Genomic DNA, 17902 nt, shown 5'->3' on the forward strand with positions numbered 1-17902 from the left:
AAACTGTGTCCATTATGCACGGCGCCTAGCGCGCAGCAAGTGGACGGCCCCGTTCTGCCTGCAATCGATTCCGATGAAAGCCTCCCAATTCTTTATTTCCACCCTCAAGGAAGCTCCGGCGGATGCCGAAGTGGTCAGCCACAAACTCATGACGCGGGCGGGGCTGATCAAGAAGCTGGGCGCTGGCATCTATAACTACATGCCCATGGGGCTGCGGGTGATCCGCAAGGTAGAGGCCATCGTGCGCGAGGAAATGAACCGTGCAGGCGCCGTGGAACTGACCATGCCTGTGGTGCAGCCCGCTGAGCTCTGGCAGGAAACGGGTCGCTTTGAAAAGATGGGCCCCGAGTTGCTTCGCATCCAGGACCGCCACGGGCGCGACTTCGTGGTGCAGCCCACCAGCGAAGAAGTGATCACTGACATCGCGCGCCAAGAGCTCAAGAGCTACAAGCAGCTGCCGAAGAACTTCTATCAGATCCAGACCAAGTTCCGCGACGAGCGCCGTCCGCGCTTCGGCCTGATGCGCGGACGCGAGTTCATCATGAAGGATGCTTACAGCTTCGACCGCGACCAAGCCTCGGCCAAGGCCAGCTACCAGGTCATGGCGCAGGCTTACCGCCGCATTTTTGACCGCTTTGGCCTGACCTACCGCGCCGTGGCGGCCGACAGTGGTGCCATCGGTGGCGACCTCTCCGAAGAGTTCCAGGTGATCGCTGCCACGGGCGAAGACGCCATCGTCTACTGCCCACAGAGCGACTACGCCGCCAACATGGAAAAAGCCGAAGCGCTGGCCCCTGCCGGCCCACGCGGCGCAGCCACTCAGGCGTTAACCAAAACGGCCACGCCTGGCAAGAGCACTTGCGCCGATGTGGCAGAACTGCTGGGAGTGCCTCTGAACACTACGGTCAAGTCGCTCGTGCTGGCCACAGACGAAACCAGCGAAGCCGGCGAAATTGTCAAGACCCAGGTCTGGCTGCTGCTGCTGCGCGGCGACCACGACATGAACGAGATCAAGGTGGGCAAGGTGCCGGGGCTGGCGGGTTTCCGTTTTGCCACGGTGGGCGAAATCGAAGACCATTTCGGCTGCAAGCCCGGTTACCTGGGCCCCATCGGCCTGAAGAAGCCTTTGAAGATCGTGGCCGACCGCGAAGTCGCCCTGATGGCTGACTGGATCTGCGGCGCCAATGAGGTGGACTTCCACATCACCGGCGTGAACTGGGGCCGCGACCTGCCCGAGCCCGACGCCGTGGCCGACCTGCGCAATGTGGTGGCGGGCGACCGTTCGCCCGACGGCAAGGGCGAGCTGGCGATTGAGCGCGGTATTGAAGTGGGTCATGTGTTCTACCTGGGCACCAAATACAGCAAGGACATGAACGCCACCTTCCTTGGTGACGACGGCAGGCCCGCATTTTTTGAAATGGGCTGCTACGGCATTGGCGTCACGCGCTTGCCCGCTGCGGCCATCGAGCAAAACCACGACGAGCGCGGCATCATCTGGCCGGACGCGATTGCCCCCTTCACCGTGGTGGTCTGCCCCGTGGGCATGGACCGCAGCGAAGCCGTCAAGGCCACGGCCGAGCAGCTCTATGCCGACCTGCTGGCTGCCGGCGTCGACGTGATCCTGGACGACCGGGGTGAGCGCCCCGGTGCCATGTTTGCCGACTGGGAACTGATCGGTGTGCCCCACCGCGTGACCATTGGCGACAAGAGCCTCAAAGACGGCGTGGTCGAGTACCAGCACCGCCGTGACCCTGCGGCCACCAAGGTGGCGGTGGCAGACATCCTGGCCCACGTGAAGGGCCGCATGGCGGTATGAACGCGGCGCGGCTGGTTTCTGCGGCGGGCAGAGCTCCCGATGATGGGGGCTGTGTATCCCGGCGCGTGTGCCTGACGGCGCTGTCGGCTCTGTCTGCACCTGCGGCTTGGCTGGCGGCGCCCTCGCTGGCCCATGCGGGCGGGCAGCTGGAAGAGCCCCTGATGGACTCTGTGCGCACCGCCCTCAGTTCGGCCATTGCCAACCAGGCACCGCCAGAGCCCCATTTTTTCACCACCGAAGCCCGCATTCACTACGTGCGCTGGCTCGCCGCAATGAGCGACCGCCTGCGCCGCCGCAAGCCCGAATGGGAGGTCCGCCGCGACTTCCTGCAGACCGCCTGGTACGAATCCAAGCGTGCCGGGCTGGATGTGTCCCTGGTGCTGGGCCTGATCCAGGTGGAGAGTGCGTTCCGCAAATACGCGGTGTCCAGCGTGGGCGCACGTGGTTACATGCAGGTCATGCCCTTCTGGACACGGGTGATTGGGGATGGTGACCCCGGCAAGCTGTTTCACATGCAGACCAATCTGCGCTTTGGTTGTGTGATCTTGCGGCACTACATCGACCGGGAGCGGGGCGACCTGTTCATGGCGCTGGGGCGCTATAACGGCAGCCGCGGGCGCTCACCGTATCCAGACGCAGTGTTTCGCGCACAGCGCAACTGGTTGTTTGCCGAAGGTTCACAGCTGCCCGCTGCCTAGTTTGCTATTGTTTATATAGCTGCTTGCGCTTATCTATCAAGCGTTAAATGCCAATTTTGCTGAATTTCTCAAATTCTGCATGCGGCAACAGGAGTCAGCTCCCGAAAAGCCGATGGAGCCCTTTCGCCCACAGGCCTAGGTCGAAGTCGGCGCAGCGCTGTCTGCTGGGGAGGCCGGGATGGTGTGGCCGGAACCTGCTGACTGGGCGGTACCGAGGCGAGACACCATGACCTGGTCGATGCGGTAGCTGTCCACGTCCAGCACCTCGAACTTGTAGCCCCCCCAGCTCACGCTGTCCGTCCGGCGCGGAACGCGCCGCAGCATCACCATCAGGAACCCGGCCAGGGTTTCGTAGTCGCCCGCGTGGGGCAGCTCGTCCAGCGACAGTGCGCGCAGCACGTCCTCGACCGGTGTGACGCCGTCTATGAGCCACGAGTTTTCATCGCGCCGCACAATCTGCTCTTCATCCGCCGGGCCGACCAGGTCGCCCATCACGGTGCTCATCACGTCGTTCAGCGTGACCACGCCCACCACCAGGCTGTATTCGTTCACGATGACGGCAAAGTCCTCGTGCACCTGGCGGAACTGCTCCAGCACCTCCGACAGCGTGAGCCGGTCTGGGACGATCAGCACCTTGCGCACCAGACTGTCATCGGCCAGCGAAATGGGCTGGTTGTTCAGCACGCGCTGGAACAGGTCCTTGGCATCCACATAGCCCACCACATGGTCGATGTCGCCCTCGCACACGGGGTAGGTGGAGAAAGGCTCGGCAGCAATGCGCAGGCGGATCACGGAGTCCGGCTCGTCGCGCAAGAAGAAGGCCACACGGTCGCGGGGGGACATGGCGCTGGACACCATGCGCGTGTCCAGCTCGAACACATTCGTGATGACCTGCTGCTCGCGGGCGGCCAGCACGCCGGCACGCGCACCCGCTTCCATCATCGCCAGGATGTCGTCCGAGGTGATGCGGTCGTCCCGCAGCGACGACATGCCCAGCACCCGGAACAGCGCATCCGCCCCCCGGCTGTAGAACCACACCACAGGGCGCAGCAGCGCCATGCACCAGGCCATGGGCTGCGCCAGCCGCACCACCAGCCGCTCGGGATCGGCCATGCCCAGGCGTTTTGGGAACAGGTCGGCAAACAGGATGAAAAGGGAGGTGATGACCAGGAACGAGGCGAGAAAGCCCGCCTTCTGCGCGGCTGATTCCGACAGCCACAGGCCGAACAGCGTGGTGAAGTGGGGGCTCAGCGCACCTTCGCCCACGATACCGCCCAGGATGGCCACGGCGTTCTGCCCCACCTGCACCACGGTGAAGTAGTCGCCCGGCTGCTCCTGCATGCGCAGCACCTGGTCCGCCCTGGCATCCCCTTCGTCGGCCATCTGCCGCAGGCGCAGGCGGCGCGCTGCGGCGAGCGAGATCTCGGCCATGGAGAAGAAGGCGCTGGCTGCAATCAGCAGTCCGATGACAAAGAGGCTTTGGGAGAAGGTCATGAATGGCGACGGAGCGTGGCGCTGCGGCACACCGGATGACTGAGTGTATCTGGGCGTTCCGCAGGCACCTACCCCAGGTGTGCACACACCGGGGGGCCTGGTGGGCCTTCGGGGGTGGGGCCCCGAAGGCCAGTCCTGCAGGCGAGCGCAGGACTGGCGGCGGGGGCCTTGTTATTGCACGAAACCGATGCGGCTGCGCCCTGACGCCGCCTTGGGCAGATCAGCAATCTCCACGGTGGACCGGCGGTCCAGCCGCGCATTGCCAAAGCCCGTCATCAGCGCGCGCCGCATCTCACGGGGGGGCATCTGTGCCAGGTGGTCCAGCACGTCGTCCGTCGGCTCCGGATCCAGCAGGCGGCCCCAGTCGTGCCCTGCGCGGATGCCCTGGTACAGGTTGCGGGCAATGGTGCGCGCCTGCTCCAGCGTGGGCGCCTCCACCTCGAACACGTTCATGCGGTTCAGGATGGGGTCGGGGATGCCGCGCGTGTCGTTGGCGGTGGTGATCCAGATCACCTGGCTGGCGTCGATGGCCACCTCCGCAAACTCATCGGTAAAGCTCTGGGCGGTGTCGTACTCCAGCAAGCTGTACAGCGCGCCCAGCGGGTCGTACTGTGCATCGCTGCTGGCCTTGTCGATCTCGTCCACCACGATCACGGGGTTGGCGTATTCACCTTCCACCAGCGCCTCGAACACCTTGCCCGGGCGTGCGCCTTTCCACTGTGCGGAAGAGCCCGACAGCAGCCAGCCTGCGGTCATGGAGCTCATGGGCAAGAGGTTCATGCCCGTGCCCAGCAGCTCGGCCAGGTGGCGCGCAAAGTGGGTCTTGCCGATGCCGGGCGGGCCCAGCAGCAGCATGGGCGTGACCTCCAGGCCATCGCTGCTGTCCTGCGCCAGCGCCACGTGGCGCTTGACGTCGTCCAGCACCTCGGTGAAGTTGGGCAACTGCTCATACAGGCTGGCCATGTCGGGGATGCCCGAGGGCTTGACCTGAAAGCGCTCCGGACCACGTTCCAGCATGCGTTCGTACACGGTGCGCAGGGTTTCGTATTCGCGCTGGTTGCCCGACTCCTGCAACCGTGCGAGCTTGCGCTCGACGTCACCGGGGTGGAACACATTGCGCATCTGGGCCACCGGCAAGCGCAGGGCGGGTGGCTGGGGAACAAGGCTATGGCTGGTCATTGCATGCTCCTGTGATGGTTACGTCACGCAACCATTCAAGCACACAACATGCCCGCTTCAGTACCGGAAAAGCCCCTGATTGGTGCCACTGTTGCGGGCAAACAAAAAGGCCGCCCGCAGGCGGCCTGGTTTGCACGGGGTAGTGGCCGCGTCGATCAGCCTTCGGTGCCCAGCACCTGCTTGAGTTCGCCCGACTCGTACATCTCCATCATGATGTCCGAGCCGCCGATGAACTCGCCCTTCACGTACAGCTGCGGGATCGTGGGCCAGTTGCTGTATTCCTTGATGCCCTGGCGGATTTCGTCGTCTTCGAGCACGTTGACGGTGACCACGCTCTTGGGGTCCACGCCGCAGGCCTTGAGGATCTGGATGGCACGGCCCGAGAAGCCACACATGGGGAAGCTGGCGTTGCCCTTCATGAACAGCAGGATGTCGCTGGATTTGACGAGGGTGTCGATGCGTTGTTGGGTGTCGCTCATGGGAAAACTCCTTGAAAGAGGCTGCGGGCGAATGGATGCTGAGGGCCCGCGATGGAGGGATTATTTCACTGTCGGCCATTGCCCGCCTGTGCAGCGTGCGATGTCGGCAAGGTCATTGCGGCTTTGTACCCGCACAAAACCCTGGGTGGCGAGCAGGGCCTGCACGGCTTCGGCCTGGTCGTAGCCATGCTCTAGCAGCAGCCAGCCGCCCGGCTGCAGGTGCGCGGGCGCCTGGGCGACGATGGTGCGGATGTCTTCGAGGCCGTCTGCGCCGCTGGCCAGGGCCTGCAGGGGTTCGTGCGTCAGCGCGGCCAGGTGGGGGTCGGTACTGGCGATGTAGGGGGGGTTGGAGATGATCGCGTCAAAAAAACCATCCACGCCTTGCAGCCAATCACTACGCTGAAACCGCGCCGGCAAACCCAGCCGCTGTGCATTGGCCTGGGCCACGGCCAATGCATCGGCACTCGCGTCCACCCCCAGTACCCTGGCGTCAGCGCGCTGGCTTTGCAGCGCCAGTGCAATCGCGCCGCTGCCGGTGCCCAGGTCCACCACGCGCGGCGATGTCAGCGGGGCGATCACTTCCAGTGCCCAGTCCACCAGGGTTTCGGTGTCGGGGCGTGGGTCCAGCACGCGGGCGTCCACCTGCAGCGGTAGGCCGTAGAACTCCTTGCGTCCGGTGAGGTAGGCCACCGGCTCGCCCGCCAAGCGGCGCTGGCACAGGGCGATGAATTGGGCATGTGCTGCCTCTTCCATCGCATCCGTGTCGTGCGCCAGCAGCCAGGCGCGGCCTGCGTCGTGGCGCGCCAGGGTGTGCAGCAGCAGCAGTTGCGCGTCGATGCGCGCCAGTCCCAGGGTGTGGGCCTGGTTCAGTGCCTGGGCGAGGGTGGGGGATGTGTTGGTCACTATTGATTTAATAGCGGCTAGCGCATGACAGATAAGCGCTAGAGGCCAATATTGTTCAAATTCTGAATATGGTTCAGCTTGCGGTACCCATCTCCAGCTCTTCGAGCTGTTCGGCCTCGCGGGCGTGGGCCAGGGCCTGCAGCACATCGCCCAGGTCGCCTTCCATCACCTGCAGCAGCTTGTACAGCGTGAGGTTGATGCGGTGGTCGGTGAGGCGCCCTTGCGGGAAGTTGTAGGTGCGGATGCGGTCGCTGCGGTCGCCGCTGCCGATCAGGCCCTTGCGCAGCGCGGCCTCCTTGGCGGCGCGCTCGCTGCGCTCCTTTTCCTGGATACGTGCCTGCAGCACTTGCAGCGCCTTGGCCTTGTTGCTGTGCTGGCTGCGGCCGTCTTGGCATTCGGCCACGATGCCGGTGGGCAAGTGCACCACGCGCACGGCCGAATCGGTCTTGTTGATGTGCTGGCCGCCAGCGCCGCTGGCGCGGAAGGTGTCGATGCGCAGGTCTGCCGGGTTGAGCTTGATGGCCTCGTGCTCGTCGGGCTCGGGCATCACGGCCACGGTGCAGGCGCTGGTGTGGATGCGGCCCTGGGTTTCGGTGGCGGGCACGCGCTGCACGCGGTGGCCGCCGGATTCGAATTTGAGAGCCCCGTAAACATGGTCACCCTCTATGCGCAGCACGATTTCCTTGTAGCCACCCAACTCGGCCGCGTTCTCGCTCACCACCTCCACCTTCCACCCTACGTTGGCGGCGTAGCGGGTGTACATGCGCGTGAGGTCGCCCGCAAACAGGGCGGATTCGTCGCCGCCCGTGCCCGCGCGGATTTCCACAAACGCGTTGCGGGCGTCGTCGGGGTCCTTGGGCAGCAACAGGCGCTGCAGTTCGTCTTCCAGCTGCAGCAGCTCGGCCTCGGCGCTGGTGATTTCTTCCTGCGCCATCTCGGCCATGTCGGGGTCGGCCAGCATCTCGCGCGCGCCGGCCAGATCGGCCTCACGCTGCTGGTAGCGGGCGTAGCGGCCGGCGACCTGCGTGACTTCGGCATGCTCGACGGAGATGCGGCGGTACTGCGCCATGTCGCTCATGATGTCTTCGCGCGAGAGCAGGAAGTCGAGTTCGCCCAGGCGCTGTGCGTAGCGCTCCAGTTGGCTGCGGAGAAAGGGTTTCATGGAATTCTGGAAAAATGGTTTGCTACATATTTGGTAGCTGGTGGCGCTTATCTATCAAGCGCTAGGGGCCGATTTTGATGAAAACCGGGGCGGCTGCGGAGCGGGCGAGCGCCGCTACAGGCCGTTGTTGTTGGGCGTCTTGCTTTGCGAGCGCAGGAACAGGCGCGAGACGGTCTGGGCCGTCTGGGCGCGCATCTCGGCGTCGCCCGCGCGCAGCTCGGCCAGTGTGCCGTGCAGCATCTTCTGCGTGAGGCCACGCGAGAGCGCTTCGAGCACGGCGTCCACATCCTCGCCCTTGGCCAGCAGCTTCTTGGCGCGCGCGATTTCCAGTGCACGCCACTCGTCGGTCTGGGCGTTGAGCTGCTGAATCAGAGGTACCACACCACCGGCTTGGCCGACAGGGCTGCGCAGCTCCATCCAGTGCATGAAGCTCTGCACGCCCGCGTCGATGATGGCCTCGGCCTGGGCCACGGCGGCCTGGCGGTTGGCCTGTGCGGTCTGCACCACGGTGGCCAAGTCGTCCACGGTGTACAGGTACACATCGCCTAGCGCTTTCACTTCGGGTTCGATGTCGCGCGGCACGGCCAGATCGACCATGAACATGGGGCGGTGGCGGCGCTTCTTCAAAGCGCGTTCTACGGCGCCCAGGCCGATGATGGGCAGGCTGCTGGCGGTGCAGCTGATGACGGCGTCGAACTCGTGCAGGCGCTCGGGCAGGTCGGCCAGGCGCATCACCTCGCCGCCAAACCGGGTGGCTAGCTTTTCGCCGCGCTCCAGGGTGCGGTTGGCAATGGCGATGGCCTTGGGGTTCTTGGCGGCGAAGTGCGTGGCACACAGCTCGATCATCTCGCCCGCGCCGACGAACAAAATCTTGGTCTCGGAGATGTCTTCAAACAGCTGGCCCGCCAGACGCACTGCGGCGGCGGCCATGCTGATGCTGTGTGCACCAATCTCGGTGCTGCTGCGCACTTCCTTGGCCACGGCAAAGCTGCGCTGGAACAGCTGGTTGAGCGTGGTGCCCAGGGCGCCAGCGGTTTCGGCGGCGCGCACGGCGTCTTTCATCTGGCCGAGGATCTGGGCCTCGCCCAGCACCATCGAATCGAGCCCGCTGGCCACGCGGAAGGCGTGGCGTGCGACGAGGCTGTCTTCCAGGGTGTACGAGTGCGAGCGCAGCAGCGCGGGGCTGACGCCGCCGCTCTGGGCCAGCCAGCCCAGCGTATGGTCCATGGCTGCCTGCTCGCCCGCGCAGTAAATTTCGGTGCGGTTGCAGGTGGAGATGATGGCTGTTTCCACCCCGGGGTGGCGGCTGGTGGAGCCCAGCGACTGGCGCAAACCGTGCAATGTGGGGGCAATCTGGTCGAGCGCGAACGCGAACCGGCCACGCAGATCGAGCGGCGCGGTGGTGTGGTTGATGCCGAGGGCCCAGACTGCCATAAGCTGCGATTATAAAATTGTTGGCCCGAACAGGCGGCCTTGCTTGTTCAAGCCTTGATTTGGGTCAATTCCATGGGTCCACTGGACATCGCCAACCACCTTCTCAACTTTGTTGCACCCGCCGCCGCCATGGCGCTGGTGTTGGTGCTTTCGGGCCGTCTGGTGGGCTCCCGCAGTGCCTCGGCGATGTCGGTGTGGCTGCGCTGGGTGATTCTGTTTGCCGTGGGTGTGGCGGTGCTCGCAGCGGGGCTGGTGCTGTGGGGGCGTGACGGCAAGATGCTGACCTATGCCGCCCTGGTTGTGGCCTGCGCTACCTGCCAGTGGGTGCTGGTGCGGGGCTGGAAGGCTTGAAGCTTTCAGCAAGCCGTCACGTGTTTTGAGGGTTTGCGAGGGGTGGTTTTGGGGGCTCTGGCGCCCTTGTGTCTGATAGCCTTGGTGCCGCCCCCATGGCGTGCCATGTCATGGGTATTGGCGGTTTGACCCGCCGCTGACGAAGCCCCCTACACCGACTGCTGGAGACATTCCCCATGAAGCTGCTGCGTACCTGGATCACCCTGGCTGCGGGCTTGGCCCTTTCCGCTGCCGTGCACGCACAGGCTTTTCCGTCCAAACCCATACGTGTGGTCGTGGGCTTCCCGGCTGGCGGGCCTTTGGACCAGCATGCACGCCTGCTGTCCGATAAGCTGCAGGCCGTGCTCGGCCAGCCGGTGGTGCTGGACTACAAGGCCGGTGCCGGTGGCACCGTGGGCGCGCAGGACGTGATGAAAGCACCGCCCGACGGCCACACCATCATGCTGGCCAACACGGGTGTGATGGTGATCAACCCGGGGCTCTACAGCCGGTTGCCGTATTCGACCCTCAAGGACTTTGTGCCGATTGCGCGCACCGCCATGCAGCCACTGGCGCTGCTGGTGAACCCCAACGTGCCTGCCAAGAGCCTCAAGGAGTTCATGGACTACGCCCGGGCCAAGCCGGGCCAGGTCAACTTTGGCTCGGCGGGCAATGGTGGCATCAGCCATCTGGTGCCCGAGATGTTCAAGACCGCCACGGGTCTGTTCATGGTGCACATCCCCTACCGGGGCAGCGCCCCGGCGTTCACCGACCTCATGGGCGGGCAGGTGCAGTTCATGGCCGAGAGCATCCCGCAGGCCGCCGCGTACCACAAACAGGGCAAGGTGCGCGCCCTGGCGGTGACCAGCAAGGAGCGCAACCCCGCACTGCCCGATGTGCCCACGGTGATCGAGAGCGGCATCAAGGGATTCGAGGTGGTGGGTTTCTATGGCTTTCTGGCCCCGGCCGGCACGCCCAAGGAAGCTGTGAACAAGCTCAGCGAGGCCTTCGGCCAAGTGCTGCAGATGCCCGATGTGCGCAACCGCATGGTGAGCCAGGGGGCCGACCCGGCGTTTCTGGGCTCGGAGGACTTCGCGAAATTCCTGGCGTCCGAGATGCCACGCTGGGCCGAGGCGGTGAAAAAGTCGGGCGCGAAGCTGGACTGACCCCCTGAGGCGCTGCGCGCCTTCCCCCTGAAGGGGGACGCCACCCCTGGCCCGGCGAAGCCGGTTCCACGGTGGCACTGGCTTGGGGCGTGGATGGTTTGAAGGCGCGCCCTATGGCGTGGCGGGCGAAAAGAAGTCCACGCGGTCGGTGATGATGCCGTCCGTGCCCAGGGCGATGAGCCGCTGTGCGGCCCAGTCGTCGTTCACCGTGTAGCTCAGCGCGCGCAGGCCGTCGCCGTGGACGCGCGCAACCAGCGCCGCATCCCACAGCGCGTGGTTGCAGACGATGGCCACGCAGCCCAGCTCGCGGGCCGTGTTGTGCCAGCCGTCCCACAGCGTGTCCAGCAACAGGGCGCGGGGGATGTGGGGTGCCGTGGCGCGGGCGCCAGCCAGCGCTTCGGGTCGGAATGACGAGAACAGGGGCAACACCGCCTGGCCGTGCCACAGCCGCGCCGCATGCTCGCCCACTACCTGGCCAGTCTTTTCCTCCACGCCGGGTGTTGGCTTGATCTCGATGTTCAGCAAGAACCCGTTGGCGATGCAGTAGTGCGCAATGTTCTCCAGCGTGGGTAGCGGCTCGCCGGCGTAGCTGCGTGAATGCCAGGCGCCAGCATCCAGCTGTGACAGGGCCGCCCAGGGGTGATCGCCCCCGACCGCGCTCGCTACCGAGCCCAGTGCCGGCGCGCCATTGGTCGTGCGGTCCAGCGTGGCGTCGTGCATCAGAAACGGTACGCCGTCGGCACTCAGCTTGGCATCGCACTCGAACATGCGATAGCCATACTGTGCTCCCAGCCGGAAGGCGGCCAGGGTGTTTTCAGGGGCGAGCTTGCCGGCGCCGCGGTGGGCGATCCAGCGGGGGTAGGGCCAGGGGGCGAGGATGGGAGATTGGGCGCTCATGCGGGTTCACCAAATTTCAGCAGGTTGCCGTGGGGGTCGATGACGAACATCTCCTTCATGCCCCAGGGCTGGACAGTGGGAGGAGCCAGTTGCAGGCCTCGTGCCGTGAAATCCGCGTGCAGCGCTTCTGTGTCGGCACGCACATAACACGAGGTGTTCTCTGCAACGTGGCGCTCGGTGCAGGGCCAGAAGTGCAGCTCGCAGCCATCGCGCTGCAGGATCAGGTAGTTGTCCATCTCCAGCAGCGGATCAAAGCCCAGGTGCCTGGTGTAGAACCGCAGGGTTTCTGCAAGGTCCAGAGACGCCAGCACCGGGACTGTGGCCTGAACCTTGCCCCCGGTACTGGCAGCTGGCTTGGGTGGCATCGGTTCAGGCCGCGATGCGCTTGCCGGTGGTGGCATCGAACGCGTGCAGGCGATCTGCGCGGGGCTGAACATGGATCACGGAATCGGGCGCAGGGGAGTGCGTGCCTTCTTCAACGCGCACGATGATCTGCTCGCCATTGATGCGACCATAGATCAGGCGCTCGGCGCCCAGCAGCTCCACCGTCTCGACCGTGACCGCCCAGCCTTCGCTGCGCACATCCAGGTGCTCGGGGCGGATGCCCAGGATGGTGCCGGGGGCGGCGCTCGGCGCGTTCTTGAGCAAGTTCATGGGCGGCGAGCCGATGAAGCTGGCCACGAAGGTGGAGGCGGGCGTGTGGTAGACCTCTTCGGGCGTGCCGAACTGTTCCATGTTGCCGGCGTTCATCACGATCATGCGTTCGGCCAATGTCATGGCCTCGACCTGGTCGTGCGTGACGAACAGGCTGGTGATGCCCAGCTCGCGGTGCAGCTTCTGGATCTCCAGGCGGGTCTGGGCGCGCAGCTTGGCGTCCAGGTTGGACAGCGGCTCGTCGAACAGAAACACCTGGGGCTGGCGCACGATGGCGCGGCCCATGGCCACGCGCTGGCGCTGGCCGCCCGAGAGTTCGCGCGGCTTGCGCTCCAGCAGGTGGCCCAGTTCGAGGATCTTGGCGGCCTTGTCCACGCGCGCTTTGATCTCGTCCTTGGGCACCTTGGCGATCTTCAGGCCATACGCCATGTTGTCGAAGTTCGTCATGTGCGGGTACAGCGCGTAGTTCTGGAACACCATCGCGATGTCGCGCTGGGCAGGTTCCAGGTTGTTCACCACACGGTCGCCGATGCGCAGCTCGCCGCCGGAGATTTCTTCCAGGCCGGCGACCATGCGCAGCAGGGTGGATTTGCCGCAGCCCGAGGGGCCGACGATCACGATGAATTCACCGTCCTTGACCTCGGCATTCACGCCGTGGATGACCTGGTTGGCCTTGGGGCCGTGCCCGTAGCGCTTGATGATGTTGCGAAGAGAGATGGATGCCATTTTGCTATTAAATATGTAGCTGCTAGCGCAGATGTATGAAGCGGTAGGGCCCGTTTTATCTTTATTTTTCAGTGTCCACCAGGCCCTTGACGAACCAGCGCTGCATGACCACCACCACAAAGGCAGGTGGCAGCATGGCCAGCAGGGCCGTGGCCATCACGATGTTCCACTCGTTGCCTGCGTCGCCGCCGGCCAGCATTCGCTTGATGCCGATCACCACGGGGTACATGTCTTCGGACGTGGTCACCAACAGGGGCCACAGATACTGGTTCCAGCCATAGATGAACTGGATCACGAACAGCGCGGCAATCGAGGTGCGCGACAGCGGCACCAGGATGTCCTTGAAAAAGCGCATCGGACCGGCGCCATCCACCCGCGCGGCTTCGACCAGTTCATCGGGCACCGTGAGGAAGAACTGCCGGAACAGGAACGTGGCCGTGGCCGAGGCGATCAGCGGCACCGTGAGGCCCGCATAGGTGTTGAGCATGCCTAGGTCCGACACCACCTGGTAGGTGGGCCCGATACGCACTTCCACGGGCAGCATCAGCGTGATGAAGATCAGCCAGAAGCAGATGCCCTTGAAGGGGAAGCGGAAGTACACGATGGCAAACGCCGACAACAGCGAGATGGCGATCTTGCCCAGCGTGATGACCATGGCGGTGACAAAACTCACCCACATCATGTGCGCCACGGGTGCGGTAGAGCCCGCGCCGGTTCCGCCGCCGAACAAGGCGTCGTGGTAGGTCTGCCAGAAGTTGCCGCCGGGCACCATGGGCATGGGCACCTGCACGATGTCCTGCGCCGTGTGGGTGGAGGCCACGAAGGCCAGGTACAGCGGGAAGCCGACGATGATCACGCCCAGCACCATGATGAGGTGCGAGAACGCGGTGAGGTAGGGACTACGTTCAACCATTGGAATCTTTCAGGATCGAAGCTTGGCCCACTGCGCCCGCAAAAGACACGACGCAGGCGAGGGCCGCCGAGCAAGGGCCGCCCCGCAGTGAGGGCGGCGTCCCCCTGGAGGGGGAAGGCGCGAAGCGACTCAGGGGGTGCTTCATATCAGTACTGCACTTTCTTCTCGACGTAGCGGAATTGGATGACCGTCAGCACAACGACGATGGCCATTAGCACCACCGACTGTGCGGCAGATCCGCCCATGTCCATGGCCTTGAAGCCATCGTGGTACACCTTGTAGACCAGGATGGAAGTGTCGCGGCCCGGTCCGCCCTGCGTGGTGGCGTCCACGATGGCGAAGGTGTCGAAGAACGCATACACCACATTGATCACCAGCAGGAAGAACGTGGTGGGCGACAGCAGCGGGAACTGGATGCTCCAGAAGCGGCGCCAGGGGCCTGCACCGTCAATCGCGGCCGCCTCGATGAGCGACTTGGGGATGGACTGCAAGCCCGCCAGGAAGAACAGGAAGTTGTAGGAGATCTGCTTCCACACCGCCGCAATCACGATCAGCGCCATCGCGTGGTCGGAGTTGAGCATGTGGTTCCAGTCGAAACCCGACTGGCGCAGCATGTAGGCCACCACGCCCAGCGAGGGCGAGAACATGAACATCCACAGCACGCCCGCCACCGCAGGCGCCACGGCGTAGGGCAGCAGCAGCGCGGTCTTGTAGACCATGGCGCCCTTGATGATGCGGTCGGCAAAGATCGCAAGGAACAGCGACAGCGTGATGCCGCTCACCGCCACCAGGATCGAGAAGAAGGCCGTAGTCTTGAACGATGCCAGGTAGCCCGGATCCTGGAACAGGTCCCGGAAATTGTCGAAACCGACCCATTCCTTCGAAAACCCGAAGGAGTCCTGCATCTGGAACGACTGCACCAGGGCCTGGCCAGCTGGCCAGAAAAAGAAGACGCTGATGATGGCCAGCTGGGGTGCCAGAAGCACCCATGGCAGCCATGCAGAGCGGAATAAAACGCGTTTTTCCATGTCGAAACTCTCAAAAAGAAAACCCCGCCGCCCCGTGAACCAATAGGGTTGACGGGGCGGCGGGCTTTCGATGCCACCCGGCAGTGCTGCTGGGCGGTATCGGCAGATGTTCGGCAGTGTTTACTTGTTGGCGCGGGCGAAGCGGCCCAGTTGCTCGTTGCCACGGGTCACGGCGGTGTCCAGTGCTTCCTTGGGCGACTTCTTGCCCGACCAGATCTGCTCGGTTTCCTCGTCGATGATGGCGCGGATCTGCACGAAGTTGCCCAGGCGGATGCCGCGCGACTTGTCAGTGGCCTTCTTGATCATCTGCGTCACGGCCACGTCGGTGCCGGGGTTCTTGGTGTAGAAGCCCGACGCCTCGGTCAGCTGGTAGGCGCCCATGGTCACAGGCAGGTAGCCCGTGCGCTGGTGGCTGGCAGCCTGCACCTTGGTGTCGTTCAGGAAGTTCAGGAAATCGGCCACGCCCTTGTATTCCTCGGCCTTCTTGCCAGACATCACCCACAGGCTGGCACCACCGATGGCGGTGTTCTGGGGAGCACCCTTTACATCAGGGTAGTAGGGCAGGGCCGAGATGCCGTAGGCAAACTTGGCTTCCTTGGCCACGCGGGCGTACAGGCCCGAGGAGCCCGTCATCATGGCGCACTCGCCCGATGGGAAGGATGCGTCCGGCACGTTGCCACGGCCCTTGTAGACGAAGCTGCCGTCCTTGGAGGCCTTGGCCAGGTTCTCGAAGTGGCGCACGTGCAATGGCGAGTTGACCTGCAGCTGGGCGTCGTTGCCGTCAAAGCCGTTGTTTTTGGAGGCGAACAGCGTGTTGTGCCACAGCGAGAAGCTTTCAAGCTGCGTCCAGCTGATCCAGCTGGTGGTGAACGGGCAGCTGTGGCCGCTGGCCTTGAGCTTGGACGCGGCGGCAAACACTTCGGGCCAGGTCTTGGGCGGCTTGTCGGCGTCCAGGCCGGCCTTCTTGAAGGCGTCCTTGTTGTAATAGAACACCGTGGTGGAGCTGTTGAGCGGGTAGCTCAGCATCTGGCCATTGGGCGCGGTGTAGTAGCCAGCCACAGCTGACACGTACTGGGTGGGGTCGAACTTGAAGCCGCCGTCGTTCAATACTTTGGCGACGGGCACGATGGCGCCCTTACTGGCCATCATGGTGGCGGTGCCCACTTCAAACACCTGCAGGATGTGGGGGGCGTTGCCCGCACGGAAGGCGGCGATGGCGCCTGTCATGGATTCGTCATACGTGCCCTTGTAGGTGGGCACGACCTTGTACTTGGTCTGGCTGGCGTTGTACTGCTTGGCCAGGTCATTGACCCAGTCGCCCAGCGCTGCGCTCATCGAATGCCACCACTGAATCTCAACTTGCTGCGCCTGGGCTTGCGCAGGTGCGCAGACCGACAGGGCAATGGCAGCGCAGACCGCCAGATGCTTCGTTTGCATGAATATTTCCTCCGAGGATGACGAAAAGCACAAAGGCTGGATGCTATGCAGCCGATGTGACATTGATATGTCGTTGTCGCATGACCCCAGCGCTTGCAACAACCGGGAAACCCCTTGGGTAACCCGCAAGGGGAGCGATTGTGACTCTTTTGTGACAAGGTGTGGCGCATTTGCCGAGGCTTGCAAGGTTTTGTGCAATGCACCATGCTGGTGACTGTTCGCTGGTCCCTGTCGCACCGGTTCGTTCGCGCCGCAGCGCGCCGGTTTCTTCTTTTCTCCATCTCCTTCTTTCTTATTGCCATGGCCACCAATTCGCTGGACAAGAACAAGATCAAATTTCTACTGCTCGAAGGCATTCACTCCTCTGCGGTGGATGTGATCCGCGCGGCTGGCTATACGCAGATCGAGACGGTGTCTGGCGCACTGCCCGACGATGAGCTCAAGCGCAAGATCGCGGATGTGCACTTTGTGGGCATCCGCTCGCGCACGCAGCTCACCGAGGAAGTGTTTGCCCAGGCCCACAAGCTCGTGGCCGTGGGCTGCTTTTGCATTGGCACCAACCAGGTGGATCTGAATGCGGCGCGCGAGCGTGGCATTGCCGTGTTCAACGCCCCGTATTCCAATACCCGCTCCGTGGCCGAGCTGGTGCTGGCGGAAGCCATCCTGCTGCTGCGCGGTATCCCCGAGAAGAACGCGGTGGCGCACCGGGGCGGCTGGCTCAAGTCGGCCGACAACGCGTATGAAATCCGGGGCAAGACCCTGGGCATCGTGGGCTACGGCTCCATCGGCACCCAGCTGTCGGTGCTGGCCGAGGCCATGGGCATGCACGTGGCGTTTTTTGACGTGGTCAACAAGCTGCCCCTGGGCAATGCCCGCCAGGTGCAGCACCTGCACGACCTGCTGGGCCAGAGCGACATCGTGAGCCTGCACGTGCCCGAGTTGCCGTCCACCGAGGGAATGATCGGCGCCGCCGAGATCGCGGCCATGAAGCCAGGCGGCATCCTCATCAACGCCGCGCGGGGCACGGTGGTGGATATTGAAGCGCTGGCCGCAGCGCTCCAGGCCAAGAAGCTGCTGGGTGCAGCCATCGACGTGTTCCCGGTCGAGCCACGCACCAACAAGGACGAGTTCCAGTCCCCCCTGCGTGGCCTGGACAACGTGATCCTGACTCCTCACATCGGCGGCTCCACCATGGAGGCACAGGCCAACATCGGCCTCGAAGTGGCGGAAAAGTTGGTGAAATACAGCGACAACGGCACCAGCACCTCGTCGGTGAACTTTCCAGAGGTCGCGCTGCCCGCCCACCCCGGCAAGCACCGCCTGCTGCACATCCACCGCAACGTGCCGGGTGTGTTGTCCGAAATCAACCGCATCTTCTCGGACAACCAGATCAACATCTCGGCCCAGTACTTGCAGACCAACGAGAAGATCGGCTATGTGGTGATCGACATCGACGCCGCCTCGTCGGACCTGGCATTGGACAAGCTTGCGCAGGTCGGCGGAACCCTGCGCAGCCGCGTGCTGTTCTGAGCGCCAGAGTGGGGGCCGACGCGGGGCGGGCACCGTGGCATAAAATCATGCCCCCA

At 64.1% G+C, this 17902-nt stretch carries 17 protein-coding genes; 5 read left to right on the forward strand and 12 right to left on the reverse strand.

Features of this window, described 5'->3' with window-relative positions; all coding sequences use genetic code 11:
• Positions 1-73: 73 nt before the first annotated feature.
• Both KW832_RS03150 and KW832_RS03155 read left to right on the forward strand, forming a co-directional pair.
• Positions 74-1816 carry a proline--tRNA ligase gene (locus KW832_RS03150; RefSeq protein ID WP_218298703.1) on the forward strand — a complete coding sequence of 581 codons (1743 nt, stop codon included), beginning with the start codon at positions 74-76 and terminating at the stop codon, positions 1814-1816.
• On the forward strand, positions 1813-2514 hold the full coding sequence (locus KW832_RS03155; protein WP_218298702.1) for a lytic transglycosylase domain-containing protein: 702 nt from the start codon (positions 1813-1815) through the stop codon (positions 2512-2514). Before KW832_RS03150 ends, KW832_RS03155 begins: the two co-directional genes overlap by 4 nt.
• 135 nt (positions 2515-2649) lie before the next feature.
• Here KW832_RS03155 and KW832_RS03160 read toward each other — a convergent pair whose 3' ends face one another.
• The 6 genes from KW832_RS03160 to hemA form a co-directional block, all read right to left on the reverse strand.
• Positions 2650-4008 (reverse strand): hemolysin family protein, encoded by a 1359-nt coding sequence (locus tag KW832_RS03160; protein ID WP_218298701.1) that lies wholly within the window; start codon positions 4006-4008, stop codon positions 2650-2652.
• Positions 4009-4179: 171 nt separating this feature from the next.
• Positions 4180-5187, reverse strand: a complete 1008-nt coding sequence (locus KW832_RS03165; RefSeq protein WP_055399161.1) for an AAA family ATPase — start codon at positions 5185-5187, stop codon at positions 4180-4182.
• A gap of 155 nt (positions 5188-5342) precedes the next feature.
• Complete coding sequence (gene grxD / locus KW832_RS03170) at positions 5343-5666, reverse strand: Grx4 family monothiol glutaredoxin (protein WP_055399159.1); 324 nt, start codon at positions 5664-5666, stop codon at positions 5343-5345.
• A 60-nt stretch (positions 5667-5726) separates the two neighbouring features.
• Positions 5727-6569 carry a peptide chain release factor N(5)-glutamine methyltransferase gene (gene prmC, locus KW832_RS03175; protein WP_218298700.1) on the reverse strand — a complete coding sequence of 281 codons (843 nt, stop codon included), beginning with the start codon at positions 6567-6569 and terminating at the stop codon, positions 5727-5729.
• A 73-nt stretch (positions 6570-6642) separates the two neighbouring features.
• Positions 6643-7731: a peptide chain release factor 1 gene (gene prfA, locus KW832_RS03180; RefSeq protein ID WP_121507422.1), complete on the reverse strand. Its 1089-nt coding sequence runs from the start codon at positions 7729-7731 to the stop codon at positions 6643-6645.
• 114 nt (positions 7732-7845) lie between these two features.
• Complete coding sequence (hemA, locus tag KW832_RS03185) at positions 7846-9165, reverse strand: glutamyl-tRNA reductase (RefSeq protein ID WP_121507421.1); 1320 nt, start codon at positions 9163-9165, stop codon at positions 7846-7848.
• Between the two features lie 72 nt (positions 9166-9237).
• On the opposite strand from hemA, the gene KW832_RS03190 reads away from it, so the two are divergent.
• Both KW832_RS03190 and KW832_RS03195 read left to right on the forward strand, forming a co-directional pair.
• Entirely contained in the window at positions 9238-9516 is a 279-nt protein-coding gene (locus tag KW832_RS03190) for a hypothetical protein (RefSeq protein WP_121422462.1), read from the forward strand.
• A 176-nt stretch (positions 9517-9692) separates the two neighbouring features.
• A complete protein-coding gene (locus tag KW832_RS03195; RefSeq protein WP_055399149.1) occupies positions 9693-10661 on the forward strand; it encodes a tripartite tricarboxylate transporter substrate binding protein in 969 nt (322 codons plus the stop codon).
• 111 nt (positions 10662-10772) lie between these two features.
• Here KW832_RS03195 and ugpQ read toward each other — a convergent pair whose 3' ends face one another.
• The 6 genes from ugpQ to ugpB form a co-directional block, all read right to left on the reverse strand.
• Complete coding sequence (gene ugpQ, locus KW832_RS03200) at positions 10773-11558, reverse strand: glycerophosphodiester phosphodiesterase (protein WP_218298699.1); 786 nt, start codon at positions 11556-11558, stop codon at positions 10773-10775.
• The gene (locus KW832_RS03205) at positions 11555-11923 is read right to left on the reverse strand and encodes a VOC family protein (RefSeq protein WP_218298698.1); all 369 of its coding nucleotides are present in this window, start codon (positions 11921-11923) and stop codon (positions 11555-11557) included. Before KW832_RS03205 ends, ugpQ begins: the two co-directional genes overlap by 4 nt.
• A 4-nt stretch (positions 11924-11927) precedes the next feature.
• On the reverse strand, positions 11928-12938 hold the full coding sequence (locus KW832_RS03210; RefSeq protein ID WP_055399144.1) for a sn-glycerol-3-phosphate import ATP-binding protein UgpC: 1011 nt from the start codon (positions 12936-12938) through the stop codon (positions 11928-11930).
• Between the two features lie 61 nt (positions 12939-12999).
• Entirely contained in the window at positions 13000-13851 is an 852-nt protein-coding gene (gene ugpE / locus KW832_RS03215; protein ID WP_121422465.1) for a sn-glycerol-3-phosphate ABC transporter permease UgpE, read from the reverse strand.
• A 146-nt stretch (positions 13852-13997) separates the two neighbouring features.
• The gene (gene ugpA / locus KW832_RS03220) at positions 13998-14879 is read right to left on the reverse strand and encodes a sn-glycerol-3-phosphate ABC transporter permease UgpA (protein ID WP_121422466.1); all 882 of its coding nucleotides are present in this window, start codon (positions 14877-14879) and stop codon (positions 13998-14000) included.
• A 120-nt stretch (positions 14880-14999) separates the two neighbouring features.
• Positions 15000-16316, reverse strand: a complete 1317-nt coding sequence (ugpB, locus tag KW832_RS03225; RefSeq protein WP_055399138.1) for a sn-glycerol-3-phosphate ABC transporter substrate-binding protein UgpB — start codon at positions 16314-16316, stop codon at positions 15000-15002.
• A 300-nt stretch (positions 16317-16616) separates the two neighbouring features.
• Here ugpB and serA point away from each other — a divergent pair, with 300 nt between their 5' ends.
• Positions 16617-17846: a phosphoglycerate dehydrogenase gene (gene serA, locus KW832_RS03230; protein WP_218298697.1), complete on the forward strand. Its 1230-nt coding sequence runs from the start codon at positions 16617-16619 to the stop codon at positions 17844-17846.
• Positions 17847-17902 lie beyond the last annotated feature (56 nt).

The sequence above is a fragment of the Acidovorax sp. sif0632 genome (genome assembly GCF_019218805.1).
Classification (GTDB): Bacteria; Pseudomonadota; Gammaproteobacteria; order Burkholderiales; family Burkholderiaceae_C; genus Acidovorax; species Acidovorax facilis.